Below are 18,762 nucleotides of genomic sequence, written 5' to 3' on the forward strand. Positions count from 1 at the left end.
GTGCGTCGTTTATCATTCGTTCAGGGGATGTTCACAGTTTCGCAACCAAACTTTTTGGGAGCGTGCTATGCTTTTTTCAGACTATTTCCAGCTTTCGATGGTACCATAGGAAAAAGACTGGAAGAGATAAGGAGTGATGCACCATGCGGATCCTCATCGTGGAGGACGAACGACATTTGGCCGAGACGCTGGGCCAGATCATGGAGGAACAGCACTATCAGACTGACCTGGTGGACGACGGGGCGGATGGGCTGGACTATGCCCTCTCCGGGCAGTACGATCTGGTCCTGCTGGACGTGATGCTCCCCCGGCTGGACGGGTTCGAGGTGGCCCGACGGCTGAGAGCGGCCCATGTGTCCACCCCTATCCTGATGCTCACCGCCCGGGATGACGTGAACGACAAGATCGCCGGTCTGGACTGCGGCGCGGACGACTATATGACCAAGCCCTTCGACGCCGGCGAGCTGCTGGCCCGGGTGCGGGCCCTGACCCGGCGGCAGGGAGAGGTCCTGTCCCAGTGCCTGACCGTGTCCGACCTGGTGCTGAACTTGTCCACCCGGTGTCTCTCCTGCGCGGGGAAGTCGGTGCGGCTGGGCTTCAAGGAGTTCGACGTGCTCAAGCTCCTCATGTCCGCCCCAAAGGCGGTGGTGCCCAAGGAGGACATCATCTCCAAGGTCTGGGGCATCGAGTCCGAGGCGGAGGACAACAATGTGGAGGTCTATATCTCTTTCCTGCGGAAAAAGCTGAACTTCCTGAGCTCCCGGGTGTCCATCGGCACGGTGCGCAAGGTGGGCTATCATTTGGAGATCCCTCTGGGCTGAGGCGGCGGCCATGCTGAAAAAGCTGAGACGGAAATTCATCCTGACCAATATGCTTCTGGTGAGCATGGTCCTGCTGATGGTGTTCGGCGGACTGCTGGGCTCCACCTCCCAGCGCCTGCGGGGGCAGAGCCTGGACGCCCTCCGGCTGGCCCTGCGCTGGACGGAGGAGTCCCCCAAGTATCACATCGACTTCGAGCCGGACAGCACCGGCCGCGGACAGCACCGGGCCGACCAGCAGGTGACCATGGTGCCCGCCTTCTGTGTGGAGCTGGATGAGGAGGGGGGCATCGCGTCCTACTCACTGGGGGGCAACCTCCAGATCTCCGAGGAGGCGCTGGAGCAGGCGGTGGAGCAGGTCATGGACGCCGGACAGACCGATGGGACCATCTCCAGACCGGTGCGTCTGCGCTATCTGACCGAGACCGATGAGGATGGGACCCTCCGCATCGCCTTCGCCGACCGGAGCTGGGAGGCGGCCAGCATGAAGGACCTGGTCCTCTCGTCCCTGCTGGTGGGGGCGGCGGCGCTGGTATGCTTCTATCTGGTGAGCCTCCTGCTGTCCACAGTGGCCCTGCGGCCGGTAGAACGGGCCTGGGAACAGCAGAGGCAGTTTGTGGCCGATGCCTCCCACGAGCTCAAGACCCCTCTCACCGTGATCCTGGCCAACGCGGGCATCGTGCTGGCCCACCCGGAGGACACGGTGGCCCGGCAGGAGAAATGGCTGACCTTCATCCAGGAGGAAGCTGGGCGGATGAAGGGGCTGGTGGAGGACCTGCTCTTCCTGGCCAAAAACGACGCCGCCCGGGGCGCCAAGGTCTGCGCGGAGCTGTCCATGAGCGACCTGACCATGGGGTGCCTCCTGCCTTTCGAATCGGTAGCCTTTGAGTCCGGGGTGGCCTTGGAGGGGGATATCCCCCCGGACCTGACGATCCAGGGGGACGAGGGCCAGCTCCGGCGGCTGGTGATGATCCTGCTGGACAACGCGGTGAAGTACGCTGGGGAGTCCGGCCGGGTGGATCTGACCCTCCGCCGCCAGCAGGACAAGCTCCGCCTGACCGTCCACAACACCGGCGACCCGATCCCGCCGGAGCATCTGCCTCACCTCTTCGAGCGGTTCTACCGGTCGGACAGCGCCCGGAGCCGGGACAAGGGGGGCTTTGGCCTGGGTCTGGCGATCGCCCGGACCATCGTGGAGGATCACGGAGGCCGCCTGACCGTCACCAGCTCCGCAGAGGACGGTACCCGCTTCACGGCGATCCTGCCTGTGCGCCAGAAGAAGCGTCGGTGGGAGAAACGAAGAAAGCTGGGCTAGAGCCTATCAGAAAAGCGTCCCTTCGATCTTTGGAAAAAAGAGATCGAAGGGACGCTTTCGACATCTCAGGCATGGCGGGCTCAGTCCGCCCCCGGCTCGAAGAGGGAGTGGACGCACTGGATGAGGACCTTTTCCAACGGACGGAGGTTCTCTTCGCTCCGGTGGAGGAGATACATGGACATGGAATTCTCCATGCGGGTGTTGACCAGCCGGATGGCCTTGAAGTGGTCCTGAGGGAGGATCGGGCTGTGCTGGATGGTATAGGCGCTGAGGATAGAGACCATGTTCTGCTGTGCCACCGCCCGCTGGATCTGGGTCACGGAGGGAAAGGTAGTATAGCGGTTGTCCAGCCCCAGACTGGGGGCATAAGCGATGGAGTCCTCCTGACGGCTGAAATGGCCCAAGATGGCGAAGTCCAGACCGTCCAGGTCCCCGGTGGATACCTCGTCCAACGCGGCCAGCGGGTGGTCCTTCCGGACCAGCAGACAGAGGGTGTCTCGGCACAGGAACTCCACTTCTACCTGGTATTTGGAGGCGATGTTCCGGTAGTCCTCGACGGTGTTCCGAGTGAAGTAGGTGATACCGATGCTGCTCTCACCGGTGATGATCTGGTTCCCTACCTCAGAGCCCTCCATGACCCGGAACTCGATGTTCCCGTCGGGGGCCTGCTCCAGGAAGCTGCGGTTGAGCGGGAGGCTCAGGGCTGCGTTGGTGGTCGGGGAGAGGAGCACCGGGACCGGTTGAGAAGAGGAGGTATGGACGCCCAGCTGCTTGGCCTCCCGACAGAGGGCTAGGATCTCCCAGATGATGGCCAGAGCCTCTTCGCCCTCGGCGGTGGTGTGGACGCCATTGTGGAGCCGCTCGAACACCGGGAAGCCCAGCTCCTCCTCCAGGCCCTTGATGATGTTGCTCAGGGTGGCCTGGCTCAGATAGAGTTCCTGGGCGGCGGCGGAGATAGAGCCCAGCTTGTCCACCTCGATGAGATATTCCAGATGTTCGATCCTCATGATACCGTCGCCTCCAAAGCATCCAGATCCGGACAGCAGAACTCGGGATGGTCCGTCCGGACCTGCTGGAAATAGTCCAGGATGCAGGAGACCAGCACCCGCTCCTGATAGCCAAGCGCCCGGTCCTCCCGCTGGAGCAGGCAGAGGGTGAGCTGATTGGGCCGTGCGGTCCCCCGTACCGGCCGGATGGCGAACCGGCTCATATCAGCTTCATTGCCTTCGGCCAAAATGGTGAAGCGGGGGAGAAAGGCTACCATATCCTGCTCCAGTACCGCCTCTTTCATGATATCGATGTCGGAGAAGGCGGTCATTTTGGAGAACTTCTCCTGTACATTTCCCAGGACAGCGTCATTGGAAAGAGACTTGGCGCTGGCCAGCCGCTGATCGGCCAGTTGGTCTATGTCCACGATATCCTGTTGAGACAGCGGGTGGCCGGCGGGCATGATCAGACAGAGCTGGTCGGACAGCAGACGGCGGAGCCGGGACCCACGCTTGGCGGGATCGGTCAGGAAACGGGTGATGTACGGTTCGGTGAGATAGGCCAGTCCAAGATTCGAGGCGTTGTCCGCAAGGGAGGCCGCGACCTGACGGCTGAAGCACTCTTGGAAAAACAGGCTCCCCCGCAGGTCGAACATCTGGAAGCGCCGGGTCAGGGGGATCGGCAGGCACACCGCCAGAGAGGGGGCCAGCAGGAGACGGATGATCGGAGCGCCCTCGGCGGTGCGCTGTTTCAGGCTGACCAGCTCTTCATACCGCTGGTCGATCTCCTTAGCCAAAGCAAGGAACCGGCTGCCCAGAGGCGTGGGAGCTACGCCGCCGGGGGAACGCTGGAAGATGGGGTAGCCCAGTTCCTCCTCGGCGCTCTTGACGGTGGCGCTGAGGGTGGTCTGCCGGACATGGAGGGACCGCGCCGCCGCGGAGATGGAGCGGAGGCGCTCCACCTCCAGCAGATAACGGAACCGTTCCAGTTTCATATCCTCACTCCTCCGATAATGATAAATGAAGAGCATGGAGCGAAAACTCCATGCTCTTCATTATAAAGCTTATCGACTTTTCTCGCAATCATTTTCGTGGAGACGATCGAGGGGAGAAGGAGAGAAGAAGTTCAAATCTTCTGATAGATCTCCTCCAGGCTCATACCGGCGGGGAAGCCCAGGTTCTCCAGCGTACGGCCGGTGCCGATATAGTCCCGGTCGTTGATGGCGGAGGCCACGCCCAGGAAGGCCTCCAGCGTAGGCATCTCCAGCCTAAGACGCTTGGCCACGGACAGGGCGAAGGCGCCGCCGCAGCCGCAGTCCTCGTGGAGATAGCGGTGGTCCAGGGCATAGGGACCGTCCATGTACTCATAGAACACGCTGATCTCGGGGTGATCCTTCAGCGTGAGCACCTTGTCGATCATGCCGGTGGGGACACCGTGGACCTGCATGCCCATGGCCTCGATGACGGCCTTGCGCTCGTCGGCGATCTTGCGGATACAGTGGACCACAGAGGGAGTGAAGGCGTACTTGAACAGGGAGTACTTATCGCCCTTGTGCTCGATCTCGGCGGCGGAGAGGACGGTGCTGGCGATGTGATTGATCACGTTGCCGGCATTGATGACGCCCTCGAACACGTTCTGGTTGGCGGTGTACTCCACCACGCCCTCCAGGTCCTTCAGCACCCGGGCGGTGTCGGAGGCGGGCAGGGAGGCCACTTTGCCCTTCAGGTTCAGCGGCATGCCCACAGTGACCTCGGCGGGAGCGGTCAGGCGGCAGGGGCAGAAGTTGCCCTCCTTCTCGGTCAGAGTGACCTTGGCGGTGACGCCCAGCTCGTCGAAGACCTTGCGGAACACGAAAGCGCCCAGGTTGCCGGGGATGATGAGGATGTGCTGGCCGTCCTCCAGATAGGGGGCGATGCGGCGGGCGATCTCCTCATGCCGGTCAGCGGGGACGTGGACGAAGATGGCCTGCGCGCCCTTCACGGCCTCGGCGGGATCGGTGGTGACCACGGCGGGGGAGCCGATGCCGCGGATCTTGCCCCGGAGCTGGATGAAGCCCAGTTCCTTCACGGCGTCCAGTTCTTTCTGGAAGCGCTCGTCATCGTGGAAGGTGACGCGGAAGCCCCGCATGGACATGACGCCGGCCACAGCGTGGCCGGTAGAGCCGGCGCCGATCACAGTGATACGCTCGATCATAGAAGATGCATCTCCTTATCAATACTCAGACTCGAAGTGGAACAGTGGAAGAACAGATGGTCCCGAGCGCGTTCCAAGGCCGGTCCGGCCCCCTCCGCGCCTGCGGAGGGGGGATCCCGGTCCTGGGAAGGTCGGAACGAGATCAGTGGATGAAGAGGCTGGCCAGACCGAAGATCACGATGGTGGTGACCAGGAGCAGCAGGGCGATGAAGCACACCACTTTGGTGCGCAGGCCCGCGTCGGGGATCTCACTGCGGCCGTGGAAGATAGAGGCAGGAGCGGAGGCACCGGGCAGGATCAGGCCCATGTTGGCGATCCAGATCAGGGCCGCGCCGGCCAGCACCGGATCCATGCCGGAGGCGATGACGAAGGGGCTGATGACGGGGATCATAGCGCCGCCGAAGGCGATGTTGGAGCCCACGTTGGTGAGTATCATCATGACGATGATGGTGAAGATCAGGATGAAGAAGGGACTGCGGCCCTCGAACACGGGCTGGAAGATGCCGGTGAGCCAGGGCAGGATGCCGGTGGGCTCCTTGGTCATGGCGGTGGCCAAAGGGATGGTCACGGCGCACATGAGGATGACGGGCCAGCTGACCGCCGCGTCCGAGTGCTTGATGTCGTTGAAGACCAGCGCGGGCTTGCCGTCGCCCTCACCGCTGGGGATGACCATCAGCACGGCGGAGCAGAGGCAGTACAGGCCGCCCAGAGTCAGGGTGTTGTTCAGGTAGACGGCGAAGGGATTCTTCACGAAGGTGCCGGCGAAGATGGCCAGGACCATGGTGATGAGGTAGACGGTGATGATGCGCTTGGCGCGGGGGCGCAGATGCTTGCTCTCCTCCCCCAGCTTTTCTACGTCGAAGGCCTCCATCTTGCTGAAGTCCACATGGAAGACCTTGGCGCCCAGGATGACATAGGCGGTGATCACGATGGTGCCGATGATGCCAGTGATCAGGAACATGAGGCCCAGATTGATGCTGCCGCCGGTGACCTCGGCCCAGGTGTTGGCCAGGCCCAGCATCCAGCTCTTGTAGGGGATCATGCCGCCGCCCATCATCAGGGAGATCAGGATGCCGCCGAAGCCGTAGTAGCGGAAGGTGCTCTTCTTCTCATAGCCGCAGGAGTCGGCGATGTCGCCCCAGATGGCGTAGAGCAGCAGGCCCATGGAGATCTGGCTGATTACGATGGCGGACCACATGAAGATGAACATGAAACACCAGGTGTAGAAGAGGGGCTTGCCCTGGAACATCTTCTTGGAGAGAGACCAGCGGACGAACCACTTGCCGAAGCCGTAGATGATGATGGCGCCGGCAGTGAAATACTGGGTGATGACCTGGAACACGGTGGAGCCGCCCATCATGGAGGCGATGCCGGCGTTCATGCTCTCCGGATAGCCGCTCAGGCCGAAGGCGATGATGGCGAAGAGGGAGGGCCAGATGACCTCACAGGTGGAGTAGCCGTAGATGACGCCCAGGAAGATGCCAAGGAGCTTCATGCCGACCGGCGTCAGGGTAGCGAAGGGAGGCAGACAGCCGAAGCCGAACATGAGGACCAATGTGATGATGATGTGGACATACATCATCGGGGAATAGCCTTGTTTCGCAGTTGAAGATCGATTCGACATACGATCCATTCCTTTCCTGTCTCTGTTCTCTTTTCTGAATTGGAAGCATGGAAGGGGTCCGGACCCATCTGCTGTGCAAGCCGATCATACCATCATTCGAGGCCGAAGGGAAGAGGAAACCGTCGATCTGGCTATTGGGATATCTGGTAGCGGGTAGCAAAAAGTGCAGATTGCCAAAACAGAGCGGATGCGGTTGAATGGAACTATCGAGAGGACCGGACGTCCTGCTGTTGTGCAAGAGAGCTGGAAAAGCGGTCTGTCATTCAGAGCATCGACCAGAAAGGATGAACGCGATATGTATGGCTGGAGAGCGAAGATCGGCCTCATCACTCCCATGAGCGAGAACGCCGAGCATGCGTTCCACATCTACGCCCCCGAGGGCGTCTCCTTTGCCTCGACCAAGATCAATTTCCCCGGCCCCACGCCGGAGGGTCTCACCATCCTCACCGACCGGCTGGAGGAGACAGCGGCCATGTATAAGGACTACGACGCGGACCTGGTGGTCTTCGGGTGTACGTCCGGTAGCTGCATCAAGGGCTTCGGCTGGGACCAGGAGTGCATCCGCCAGATCGAGCGGGCCAGCGGCCACCCGGGCCTCACCACCAGCACCGCCGTGCTGGAGGCCCTCCGGGCGCTGGACAGCAAAAGGGTGGCCGTCCTCACTCCCTATCCCGAGGCCACCAACGAGGCCGAGCGGAAGTTCCTGGAGGACAACGGCTTCGAGGTCACCAACATCGTGGGCATGGATGTGAGCTATGTCCGCTGTGACGGCCGGAAGATGGAGGCCTGCGACGAGTACTTCCTCTACCGGAACGCCATGAAGATGGACCTGAAGGGGGCCGACACCTTCTTCCTGAGCTGCATGGGCCTGACCACGCTGGAGATCCTGGACGAGCTGGAGCGGGCCATGGGCATCCCCGTGGTCACCAGCCATCAGGCCACGCTGTGGAGCGCCCTGCGCCACTGCCGCGTGGGCGCCAAGCGGCAGGACCTGGGCAAGCTGTTCACTCTGTGAGCGGAGAAAGGATGGATCGTATGTATCGCGATGGAATGTACAGCCTGCGGGCCCGGATCGGCGTCATCGCCCCTCTGGACGATCAGGTGGAATATGCCTTCAACAAATACGCGCCGGAGGGCGTCTCCTTCGACAGCACCCGGCTCTCCTTCCCCGGCCCTACGCCGGAGGGGCTGATCTACCTCTCCGACCAGCTGGAGGACGCCGCCAAGATGTACCGCAAGAAGCACCACGACGTGATCCTGTTCGGATGCACCTCCGGGAGCTGCATCAAGGGCTTCGGCTTCGACAAGGAGTGCATCGAGCGGATCGAGCGGGCCAGCGGCCAGCAGGGCCTCACCACCAGCACCGCCGTGCTGGAGGCGTTCCACGCTCTGGGCCTGAAAAAGACGGTGGTCATGACCCCCTATCCGGAGGACACCAACCAGGCGGAGAAGAAATTCCTGGAGGACAACGGACTGGAGGTCACGTCCATCACCGGCGTGGGCTTCAACAGGGTGGGAGAGTTCAGCCATCCCAGCAAGTATTTCCTGTACCGGGAGGCCAAGAAGCTCCGGACGGAAGGGGCCGAGGTCTTTTTCCTGAGCTGTATGGGCCTGGCCACCATGGAGCTGGTGCAGGTCCTGGAGGAGGATCTGGGGATGCCCGTCATCACCAGCCATCAGGCCAGCCTGTGGGCCTGTCTGCGCCACAGCCGGGTCAATGACAAGCTGCCCGGCCTGGGCAGGCTGTTCACCATTTGACGTCCCGGAGGACAGAACATGAGTCAGCGTGTCGAACCAGTTCGACACGCTTCTAAGAAATGCAAGCATTTCTTCGAGAGGGGATGCAGGCCGCCGCACGCACTCGCTTTGCTCGCATGGTTGCGGCCTGAGAAGAGTTTTTTCTGAGGCACATGTCCTCAGAAAAAACGTCTTACATTTGATCCCGTCCCCAGCAGGTGACGGAACTCTGCGAGGCTCTTGCATCGCTCAATGGGAGAAATGACTTTTTTGACAGTCTGAAGTAGTAAGGAGGATCCATATGGGCTTCAATTCACACGGACCGTTGACGACTGACTGGACGAAGCAGCTCTGTCACTTCATCAAGACCCTTCGGTATGAGGATATCCCTCCCGCCGTGATCGAGCGGGCCAAGATGATGATCATGCAGACCGTGGGCGTCAGCCTGTGCAGTGCGGACCTGAAGCAGGTCAAGGACGCGATCGCGATCTCCAAGGAGATGTCCCCCGGCGGCGAGGGCGAGGCCACTCTGTGGGCCGACGGCGCCAAGGTCAGCTGGGAGGCCGCGGCCTTCACCGCCGGCGCCATGGGCGACACTCTGGACTGGGAGGACTGCTCCGTGACGGGCCATCCCTCCGCCGGCGTCATCCCCACTGCGGTCATCGCCAGTGAGGTGCTGAAGAAGAGCGGCAAGGACCTGCTCACCGCCGTGGTGGCCGGCTATGAGGTCTACCAGCGGGTGGCTCTGGCGGGCCGGAGCAACATCGTCAGCTACAACATCTTCGGCAACCTGACCGTCCTGATGAAGCTGCTGGATCTGTCGGAAGAGAAGATGGATCAGGCCTTCGGCATCGGCACGGCCTGCGCCATCATCCCCGCCAACGTCCATGAGATCACCATGTCCGACTCCCTGAACTATCTCTACGGCTTCCGGGCCGAGAGCACGATCACCATGATCAAGACCGCCCTCAACGGCATCGAGAACATGGAGGACGCCTTCGACGATCCCACCGCCTATCTGCTCCACTGCGGCTATCAGGAGCCCGAGTGGCTGACCTATGAGCTGGGCAGCAAGTGGCTCATGATGGAGATGCTCCTGGTCAAGCACTGGCCTGCCAATGTGTTCGTGCAGACCTACGCCGAGCTGGCCTCCCGCGTGGTGAAGAAAAACCGGTTCGATCCGGACCAGGTGGCCGAGATCATCATCCGGCCCTCCGTGGCCTTCCGCCATTGGTATTCCCAGACCGGCTATGAGTCCCTGACCCAGGCCCAGTTCTCCATCCCCTACTGCACGGCCTGCGCCATGTACCATCCCGATCCCGGCGCGGAGTGGTATCAGCCGGAGACCCTGAAGGACCCCAAGATCGTGGCCCTCATGAACAAGGTCAAGGCCGACGGCTTCGTCAAGCAGGAGGGCATGAAGTTCATCAAGGACCTGATCGAGGGCAAGCACCCCGAGAAGTTCATGATCGTCCGCATGAACGACGGCACGGAGTATGTGGAGAGCGCCTTCACCCATCCCGGCCATCCCAACTATATGCTCACCCGGGATGAGTTCAAGGACCGCTTCCGCCTGGAGGTCAAGCACATCCTCTCCCCGAAGAAGGTGGAGGGCGCTCTGGACTGCATCTGCCATCTGGATGAATATGAGGACGCCTCCGTGCTCCCCACGTTCTTCCATTGATCCGGACCGATCATCACTTCGTGAAGCAGGAGGTACAGTATGCGGTACAATCGCTTGTATAAAGACAATGATTTCCTGACGCCCACCAACTACACCCAGAAGCTGAGTGAGTATACCGTCGGACTGAAGTATGAGGACATCCCCCCTGAGGTGGTGGAGCGGGCCAAGATGATCATGCTCCAGACGATCGGCGTGACGCTGGCGGCCAAGGGCACCCCCATCTATGACAAGGCTGTGAAGATGGCCCGGGAGGCCAACGGCGGCGACGGCGGCGGAGTCACCATGTGGGGCAGCGGCCAGAAGCTGTCCGCCATCAACGCGGCTCTGGCCATGGGCACCGCCTCCGACGCGCTGGACTGGGAGGACTGCTCCTGGACGGGCCATCCCTCCGCCGGCATCATCCCCTGCGCCTGGATCGCCGCCGAGGAGAAGCATAAGAGCGGCAAGGACCTGATCTGCGCCATCGTGGCCGGCTATGAGGTCTATCAGCGGATCGCCATGGCGGTCCAGCCCTCGGACGAGCGCTGGAAGAAGAAGGGCTGGGGCCTGACCAGCTGGCAGATCTTCGGCTGCATCATCCCCGCCGCCAAGCTCTACGGCTTCGACGCCCGGAAGGTCGATCAGGCCATCGGCATGGGCTGTGAGTGCTCCACGCTCCCCGTGGCCTATCACGCCACCACCATGTCTGACTTCTATCACTATGAACACGGCTACCGGGCCCGGGACGGCTTCGCCATCGCCAAGGCGGTGGAAAAGGGCATCCACAACAATCGGGATGCGCTGGACTGCCCCCGGTGCTATACCGGCGTCATCTGCGGCGACGACGGCAAGAACGGCTCCGGCGAGACCAAGGTGCAGTCCGGAGAGGCCGACCTGACCTGGCTGGACCGGGATCTGGGCAGCCGCTATCTGATCATGCGGACCCTGATGAAGCACTGGCCCGCCAATATGTGGGTCCAGACCCCTGTGGAGATCATCCACGATTTGGTGGAGCGGGAGGGCTTCGGCCCTGAGGACGTGGAGGAGATCGTGGTGGATCCTCCGTTCCGCAACCGGATGGATGTCCCGGATGACGGCTTCACCTCCGTCACCCACGCCCAGTTCTCCACCCCCTATGTGATCGCCGCTTATTTGTACGATCCCCATCCCGGCGCCCAGTGGTACACGCCGGAGCGGATGAAGGACCCCAAGCTCATCGCCCTGGCCAAGCGGGTCAAGCCCGGCCCATCTCCCGAGGGCTCTCCCATGACCGGCTTCAAGCAGTTCCGGGAGGAGCGGGGCTTCCCCATGCGGAGCGTCACCGTGAAGCTCAAGGACGGCCGGATCTTCGAGGAGAAGATGGACTGCCATCCCGGACACCCCGACAACATGATGAGCCGGGAGCAGTTCGCCGACCGCTTCCGCATCCAGGCTGCCCCGGTGCTCCAGGGCGAGCGTCTGGAGAAGGCTCTGGAGACTCTGTGCCATATCGAGGACGTGGCGGACATCGCCAGCCTGTCCGACCTGCTCTGCTGACCTCATCGCCCATAGGAGCGAGTAGGAACGCCTGATGCTGGAACTTGCTGGGGGCCGGTCCATTTCAGCAGCGGACTGGCCTCCGGCATCCTCCTGTGTCGGGCATATCCCTGTCATCCTGCTGGAAAAAGGAAGTGTTGGAGGGATCTATGAAACGATTCGCGATCATCGGATCCGGCTGTGCCGCCTATCATGCGGCCAAGGCCATCCGGGAACGGGACAAAGAGGCCCAGATCCATATCTACTCGGATAACGATCTGGGGCCCTATAACCCCATGCTGACCACCTATTTCGTAAAGGGAGCCATCCCCTATGGAGCCCTGTTCCCCTTTGGCTCCCGGGAGGAGATCCAGAGCCGTCTGGACCTCTGCTGGCATCCGAACTGCCCGGCCGCGGGCCTGGACCCGGAGCAGAAGGCCATCCGTCTCGGCGACGGGACGGAGGAGGCCTTCGACGGGATCGTCATCGCCACCGGCGCCTCTGCCGTCATGCCGCCGATCCCCGGCCTGGATCTGCCCGGCGTGTTCAAGATGCGCACGGCCCAGGACGCGGTGGAGCTGAAAGAACGTCTGGAGTCCGGTACCATCAAGAGCGCTCTGGTCATCGGAGCCTCCTGGGTGGGCATCAAGGTGGTGGAGGACATGGTGGAGCACCAGGTCCCCTGTACGCTGGTGGACGGCGCCAAATGGATGTTCTTCGTGGCCGCCTTCGAGGAGACGGCCCGCCGGGCCCAGAAGGATCTGGAGGCGAAGGGCGTCCAGGTGGCCTGTGAGCAGATGCTGGACCATATCGAAGCCCTGCCCGGCGGCGGGCTGTGCGCGGTCATGCAGAACGGCCGCCGCTTCGAGGCGGACACCGTGGCCGTGTGCATCGGCGTGCGGATGAACGTGGGCTTCCTGCGGGACAGCGGCATCGCCATGAACAGAGGCGTACTGGTGGATGCTCATATGCGCACCAACTACGAGGGCATCTATGCCGCCGGCGACTGCTGTGAGGCCATCGACATCCAGAGCGGCGCGCCCCGGAACATCGGCGTCTGGGCCAACGCGGGCCGGCAGGGCGATGTGGCCGGAGCGAACCTGGCCGGCGTGCCCATGGAGTTCGACGCCAATATCCTGGCCAATCTGGCCCATTATCTGGACTATGACTTCATCAGCATCGGCGACGTGAGCGCCTGCAAAGAGACCGACCAGGTCTATGGATATGAGGATGAGCGCTATTACATCCGGGCAGTCCGAAGCCCCGAGGCCATCAAGTGCATCAACATGATCGGCTCCGCGGACAGCAACGGCATCGTGCGCAATATCTTCATCAAATCGATCAAGGAACCGAAGGCCGGGCTGGACGTGCCCGCTGTCTGTCAGCTGCAGAGGAATGGTTTCCCCGACAGCTTCATCGAATTTTTGGGAGGGATCTCCGTTGACTGAACTGGAAAAGAAATTGAAGGCCAAGATCCCTGGGGAGGATACTGGGATCGAGATCCGTCATTCCCTCTGCGCCATCTGTAGCCCCGGCCACCACTGTGGCGTGGACTGCTATGTGAAGGACGGGAAGATCGTCCGCGTGGAGGGCACGCCGGAGCACCCTTATAACCATGGCAAGCTCTGCACCAAGGGTTCCAGCCTGCGCAATTATATCTACCGGGAGGACCGGATCCGGACCCCGCTGCGCCGGGTAGGCGAGCGGGGCGAGGGCAAGTTCGAGCCCATCAGCTGGGACGAGGCCTATCGGATCATCGCGGAGGAGCTGAACAAGGTGAAGGAGCGGTATTCTCCCCATGCGGTGACCTTCACCAGCGGCTACTGCAAGTGGTACCGGCCGATCTTCCACCGCTTCGCCCATGTGTTCGGCAGCGTGAACTTCAGCACCGATGACTGTTGTTGCAGCGCCTCCAAGGTCATCGCGGACAAGGTCACCGCCGGCTGCGGCGCGGGTCCTGACATGGGGCACGCCAACACCTTCCTGGGGTGGAACTATGAGGGCTATTACTCCGGCCACCTGTCCGTGGGCGGCGTCCAGAAGCTGAAGGAGCGGGGCGGCAAGGTCATCATCATCGACATCCGCTACACGCCCGCCGCCAAGAACCTGGCGGACATCTATCTCCAGATCCGCCCCGGTACGGACGGCGCGCTGGCCCTCGGCATGGCGAAGCTGATCATCGACAACGGCTGGGCCGACATGGACTATGTGGAGAAGTACACCTATGGCTTCGAGCAGTACAAGGCTCTGGTGGACCAGTATCCTTTGGACAAGGTGAGCCAGATCACCGGTCTGGACCCGGACGATATCTATGCGGCCACCAAGCTCTATGCCACCAACGGTCCCGCCTGCTGCAACTATTCCGCCTCGGCTCTGGTCCACCATATCAACGGCTTCAACAGCCACCGGGCCATCCTGTGTCTCTCCGCTCTGACCGGCAACTTCGACCGGGCGGGCGGTAACGTGCCCAATCCCCCCAGCTACATCCATAAGCCCGCCGGCTTCAAGACCAAGGAGCATGAGTTCCGGTCCGAGCGCTATCCCGGCGGTCAGGAGCGGATCGGCGCCCGCCGCTTCCCCCTGTGGGACCAACAGTTCGACGAGTTCCAGGGCATGGACCTCCTGCGTCAGCTGGAGACCGACGATCCCTATCCCGTCCGGGCCATCTTCGGCATGGGCATGAACGCCAAGATGTATCCTCAGACGGACCGTCTGCTCAGAGCCATGAAGGAGAAGCTGGACTTCTTCGTGGAAGTGGATATGTTCATGACCTATACGGCCAAGTACGCCGACATCGTCCTGCCAGCCTGCTCCTCCCTGGAGCGGAGCGAGCTGAAGGCTTATCAGGGCGGCTATCTGGTCTACACCCAGCCTGCGATCCAGCCCCTCTATGAGTCCCGCTCCGATGTGGACATCCTCTGCGATCTGGCCCGGGTCATGGATCTGGACGACGCGTACCTGAAGGCCGGATATGAGGCCTGCATGGATCACATCATCGAGGGCTGCGGCCTCACTGTGGCGGACCTGAAGAAGAACGACAGCCTGCCCATGAAGGTCCCCACTGCCAAGTGGCCCGCCCAGCCCGGCGGCTGTCTGAAGAACGGCTTCAAGACCGCCACCGGCAAGTTCGAGTTCTACTCCACGGCCATCGCCAAGATCGACCCCAAGTATGGCCTGGACCCTCTGCCGAGCTACTACGACTCCCTGGCCGACCAGAACGACCCGGAGACCAAGGCGGCCTATCCCTTCTACCTGTGTACCGGTGCCCGTCTGGCCCACGCCCTCCATTCCCGCACCCATGAGACGCCCTGGCTCCGGAGCCTGTGCCCCGAGCCTCTGTGTGAGCTCAATGTGGAGGATGCCGCCCGTCTGGGCATCCAGGAGGGAAATCTGGTGGCGCTGTCCAGTCCTTATGGCGAGATCCACGCCAAGGCCACGCTGACCCACAAGACCCAGCCCGGCGTGGTGCTGATGCTCCACGGCTATACCAAGGCCAATGTGAACGAGCTCATCGGCATGGATCATCTGGATCCCTACTCCGGCTACCCCGGCTTCAAGGGGATGCGCTGTGCGGTCCGTAAATGTCAGGAGGTCCAGTGATGAAACATATCTTCGAATTCGATCCCAACAAATGCTGTGCCTGCTCGGCCTGCATGATCGGCTGTATGGATCAGAACGACATCGACCTGAGCGATGAGACCTGCTTCCGCAAGACCTTCCACAACGAGATCGAGCAGAAGGACGGAGACGTCTATTTCGCCTATCTCTCCGTGGCCTGTATGCACTGCGCCGACGCGCCCTGCATCGAGGCCTGTCCCGTGGGATGCATCCGCAAGGACCCGGAGACCGGCTTCACCATCTATGACAACACCAACTGCATCGGGTGCAGGAGCTGTGCCATGGCCTGCCCCTTCGGCGCGCCCCGTTACCGGAAGAGCGATGGCAAGATGGTCAAGTGCGACGGCTGCAACACCCGTGTGAAGAACGGGCTCCAGCCCGCCTGCGTCCGGGCCTGCTCCTTCGGAGCCCTCACCTGTGTCACCGAGGAGGAGTATCAGGCCAGCGGCAGCGATAAGGCGTGCAGTGCCCTGATCGACTCTCTGGGCCTGCGCCGGAAATAACGTCCAAGACCTGCAAAAAGGCCCCCGCCTGGGCGGGGGCCTTTTTGGATCGAGACGGCAAAGGAGGAACATCCATGACAGAGATCCGGGAGGAGCTCCTGCTCCTGAGCGAAGACGACGTACGGGCCTTGCTGACGCCGGCGGACGCGATCGCGGCGGCGGAGGACACCTTTTATCACATCGGCACCGGGGACATCACCGTGGGGCAGATGGCCCTCATGTATGCCGACCCCGCTGAGAAGAACAATTTCCACTCCATGCCGGCCATCCTCCACCACCGCGGGACGGCGGGGGTGAAGTGGATCGACACCTATTCCGCGCCTCTGCCGGGCTATCCGTTCAGCCATGGGAATCTGGTGGTCCTCAGCGACACGGACAGCGGCTCGCCGATCGCGATCGTGGGCGCGACCGCGATCACCACCATGCGCACCGCCGGAGGCCACGGGGTGGTCCAGGCCCAAAGACTGTGCCTGCCCGGGCCGGAGGTGCTGACGGTGATCGGATGCGGGGCCCAGGCTCAGGCGGGCATCCGGGGCTTTTTGACCGGCTTCCCCAGCCTGAAGCAGGTCCGGCTGTTCAGCCGAAGCCGGGAGCCCATGGAGCGGGTCCGGGCGGAGCACCGGGACCGGGCCGAGGTGGTCCTGTGCGGCAGTCCCGCCGAGGCCGTGGAGGGGAGCCGTCTGATCCTGATGGCCTCCGGCGCGCGGGAGCCGCTGGTGACCTGGGAGATGCTCCGGCCCGGTGCCACAGTGATCGGCATCGAGGGGTTCCGGGATCTGGACCCCGCGGTCGGCAAGCGGGCGGACAAGTGGTACCTAGGCTATAAGGACCCGGACGCCTATATCCTGAAGAGCCCCCGCTTGAACCCCGGCCACAGTCTGGGCTGGGACGATGTGTTCGGGGATATGACCGAGCTCCTCACCGACAGGATCCCAGGCCGGGAGCGGGAGGACGAGATCATCGTCTCCACCCACATGGGCATGGGGGCCCACGATGTGAGCTGTGCCCGGACCGTCTACGACCGGGCCAAAGCGGCCGGACGGGGGATCCGGTTCCGCTTGGCCTGACCTGAACATATCCCCGTCGAACAGAAGTGAGCCCGCCTCCTGATCGGAGGCGGGCTCACTGGCATATAGCTTGGATATCACTGGTCATCGACGGGCGCTTTGGGCCCGTGATAGCGCAGGTCCAGCATGGTGATGTCGTCGAACTGGGGCGCTTTGCCCACGAAGGCGTCGATGTCGGCCTTCATCAGAGGGAGCAGTTCCTCGGGAGCGGCGTCCGGGTGGCTGTTGAGGGCTTGGATCATCCGGTCGGTGCCGAAGAGCTCCTCGTGGGTGTCCGTGGCCTCGGCCACACCGTCGGTATAGACGAAGATCTCATCGCCGGGGGCCAGGTCCAGCTCATACTCCCGGTAGCGGCTGCCGTCCATGCCGGCCAGCACGAAGCCGTGCTTGTCCTTGAGGAGCTCATAGCCGCCGCCCGCCCGGCGGATGGCGGGGTACTCATGGCCGGCGTTGGCGCAGATCAGCTTGCCGGTGGAGAGCTCCAGGATGCCGATCCACACGGTGACGAACATATCCACCGGGTTGTTGGCGCAGAGCTGGCTGTTGACCTCCTCCAGCACCTCCTTGGGGGATCTGCCGGTCTGGGCGCTGTTCTTCAGCAGGACCTTGGCGATGACCATGAACAGAGCCGCCGGCACGCCCTTGCCGGACACGTCGGCGATGATCGTGGCCAGATGGTCGTCATCCACCAGGAAGAAGTCGTAGAAGTCGCCGCCCACCTCCTTGGCGGGGGTCATGGTGGCGTAGATGCTGAACTCCGGACGGTCGGGGTAGGGCGGGAAGATGCAGGGGAGCATACTGCTCTGGATTTCCGTGGCCACGGAGAGCTCGGCGCCGATACGCTCCTTCTCTGCCGTGATGGCCGTGATGTCGTCGATGTAGGCGCAGATATCCTGCTCCATCTGGCGGATGGACCGGTAGAGCCGCTCCACCTCGTCTCCGGTCTCCATGCCGGGGAGGTCCATGATGGCGTCCTCGGCGGGGAGGCCGTCCTGCTGGCGGCGGACGAAGGAGCCGGTGGCCTCGGCCAGACGGTCGATCGGCTTGACCAGCACCTGCCGGGCCGCCAGGATGGACAGGACCACCAGCACCATGGAGACGGCGGCCAGCAGGACGATCGACCGGAGCAGGAAGGCACGCTGCATCTGGATGATCTCGTTCATGGACATATCCACGTCCACATAGCCCCGCATATGGCCGTCCGCGTCCTTGATCGGGACCAGCGCGGACAGGAGCCAGCCGAACTCCTCGTTGCTGATGATGGGCGGGATCTCGCCGCCGGCCAGAAAGTCGGCTTTGTGGTCCAGGAAGGCGCCCTCGTAATAGGGGCCCAGATGACCCAGCTGGATGGCGTCCTCACTCTCATCGGTGTCGTAGATGTAATAGAAGCCCTCCTCTGTGGGCTTGGTGACCACCGCATAGACGATATCGTTGTTCTTCTGGATGGTCCGGAGCTGGGAGAGGGTCTCTTCATAGGCGGCGTCCCGCTCTCCGGTCTCCAGATAGTGGTCGATAGAGTCCGGGTCCACCTGAGCGGCCATGGTCTGGCCCACGTTGGTGGCAGTGTGGATCAGCTGTTCCTCCAGGCTGGCCTTATAGGTATGGTAGCTGAACGCCACCGCCGTGCCGCCAAGGATCAGCGCGATCAGCACGATGGCCAGAGCGGCCTTGGCCCCAAGGGAGCGGCAGACATTGGATATTTCCTTCAATGGGATCACCTCT

Annotated in this window: 15 protein-coding genes; 10 read left to right on the plus strand and 5 right to left on the minus strand. The window is 62.4% G+C overall.

Annotated elements, in window-relative coordinates; genetic code table 11:
- Window positions 1–143 precede the first annotated feature (143 nt).
- Both KQI12_RS00225 and KQI12_RS00230 read left to right on the plus strand, forming a co-directional pair.
- Complete coding sequence (locus tag KQI12_RS00225) at window positions 144–821, plus strand: response regulator transcription factor (protein WP_216569773.1); 678 nt, start codon at window positions 144–146, stop codon at window positions 819–821.
- Window positions 822–831: 10 nt separating this feature from the next.
- Window positions 832–2,133, plus strand: a complete 1,302-nt coding sequence (locus KQI12_RS00230; protein WP_216569775.1) for a cell wall metabolism sensor histidine kinase WalK — start codon at window positions 832–834, stop codon at window positions 2,131–2,133.
- Window positions 2,134–2,213: 80 nt separating this feature from the next.
- Here KQI12_RS00230 and KQI12_RS00235 read toward each other — a convergent pair whose 3' ends face one another.
- The 4 genes from KQI12_RS00235 to KQI12_RS00250 form a co-directional block, all read right to left on the minus strand.
- Entirely contained in the window at window positions 2,214–3,140 is a 927-nt protein-coding gene (locus KQI12_RS00235) for a LysR family transcriptional regulator (RefSeq protein WP_216569777.1), read from the minus strand.
- Window positions 3,137–4,114, minus strand: coding sequence for a LysR family transcriptional regulator (locus KQI12_RS00240; protein ID WP_216569778.1), 978 nt, complete (start codon window positions 4,112–4,114; stop codon window positions 3,137–3,139). The genes KQI12_RS00235 and KQI12_RS00240 overlap by 4 nt, the downstream gene beginning before the upstream one ends.
- Before the next feature lie 131 nt (window positions 4,115–4,245).
- Window positions 4,246–5,313 carry an NAD/NADP-dependent octopine/nopaline dehydrogenase family protein gene (locus KQI12_RS00245; protein ID WP_216569779.1) on the minus strand — a complete coding sequence of 356 codons (1,068 nt, stop codon included), beginning with the start codon at window positions 5,311–5,313 and terminating at the stop codon, window positions 4,246–4,248.
- 142 nt (window positions 5,314–5,455) lie between these two features.
- Entirely contained in the window at window positions 5,456–6,895 is a 1,440-nt protein-coding gene (locus KQI12_RS00250; RefSeq protein ID WP_253290743.1) for an SLC13 family permease, read from the minus strand.
- Between the two features lie 337 nt (window positions 6,896–7,232).
- On the opposite strand from KQI12_RS00250, the gene KQI12_RS00255 reads away from it, so the two are divergent.
- The 8 genes from KQI12_RS00255 (at window position 7,233) to KQI12_RS00290 (ending at window position 17,040) form a co-directional block, all read left to right on the plus strand.
- On the plus strand, window positions 7,233–7,952 hold the full coding sequence (locus KQI12_RS00255) for an aspartate/glutamate racemase family protein (protein WP_216569781.1): 720 nt from the start codon (window positions 7,233–7,235) through the stop codon (window positions 7,950–7,952).
- A gap of 20 nt (window positions 7,953–7,972) precedes the next feature.
- Window positions 7,973–8,695: an arylmalonate decarboxylase gene (locus tag KQI12_RS00260; RefSeq protein ID WP_253290744.1), complete on the plus strand. Its 723-nt coding sequence runs from the start codon at window positions 7,973–7,975 to the stop codon at window positions 8,693–8,695.
- A 304-nt stretch (window positions 8,696–8,999) separates the two neighbouring features.
- Window positions 9,000–10,358: an MmgE/PrpD family protein gene (locus tag KQI12_RS00265; RefSeq protein ID WP_253290745.1), complete on the plus strand. Its 1,359-nt coding sequence runs from the start codon at window positions 9,000–9,002 to the stop codon at window positions 10,356–10,358.
- 54 nt (window positions 10,359–10,412) lie between these two features.
- On the plus strand, window positions 10,413–11,873 hold the full coding sequence (locus tag KQI12_RS00270) for an MmgE/PrpD family protein (protein WP_253290746.1): 1,461 nt from the start codon (window positions 10,413–10,415) through the stop codon (window positions 11,871–11,873).
- 149 nt (window positions 11,874–12,022) lie between these two features.
- Complete coding sequence (locus KQI12_RS00275; RefSeq protein ID WP_216569785.1) at window positions 12,023–13,300, plus strand: NAD(P)/FAD-dependent oxidoreductase; 1,278 nt, start codon at window positions 12,023–12,025, stop codon at window positions 13,298–13,300.
- On the plus strand, window positions 13,293–15,452 hold the full coding sequence (locus KQI12_RS00280; protein ID WP_216569787.1) for a molybdopterin-dependent oxidoreductase: 2,160 nt from the start codon (window positions 13,293–13,295) through the stop codon (window positions 15,450–15,452). Before KQI12_RS00275 ends, KQI12_RS00280 begins: the two co-directional genes overlap by 8 nt.
- Window positions 15,452–15,973, plus strand: a complete 522-nt coding sequence (locus KQI12_RS00285) for a 4Fe-4S dicluster domain-containing protein (RefSeq protein WP_216569788.1) — start codon at window positions 15,452–15,454, stop codon at window positions 15,971–15,973. The genes KQI12_RS00280 and KQI12_RS00285 overlap by 1 nt, the downstream gene beginning before the upstream one ends.
- A 74-nt stretch (window positions 15,974–16,047) precedes the next feature.
- A complete protein-coding gene (locus KQI12_RS00290; RefSeq protein WP_216569789.1) occupies window positions 16,048–17,040 on the plus strand; it encodes an ornithine cyclodeaminase family protein in 993 nt (330 codons plus the stop codon).
- A 77-nt stretch (window positions 17,041–17,117) separates the two neighbouring features.
- On the opposite strand, the gene KQI12_RS00295 is transcribed toward KQI12_RS00290, so the two are convergent.
- Window positions 17,118–18,749, minus strand: coding sequence for a PP2C family protein-serine/threonine phosphatase (locus KQI12_RS00295; RefSeq protein WP_216569790.1), 1,632 nt, complete (start codon window positions 18,747–18,749; stop codon window positions 17,118–17,120).
- Window positions 18,750–18,762: the final 13 nt, after the last annotated feature.

This window comes from Pseudoflavonifractor sp. MSJ-37 (genome assembly GCF_018917965.1).
In the GTDB taxonomy this organism is placed as follows: domain Bacteria; phylum Bacillota; class Clostridia; order Oscillospirales; family Oscillospiraceae; genus Pseudoflavonifractor_A.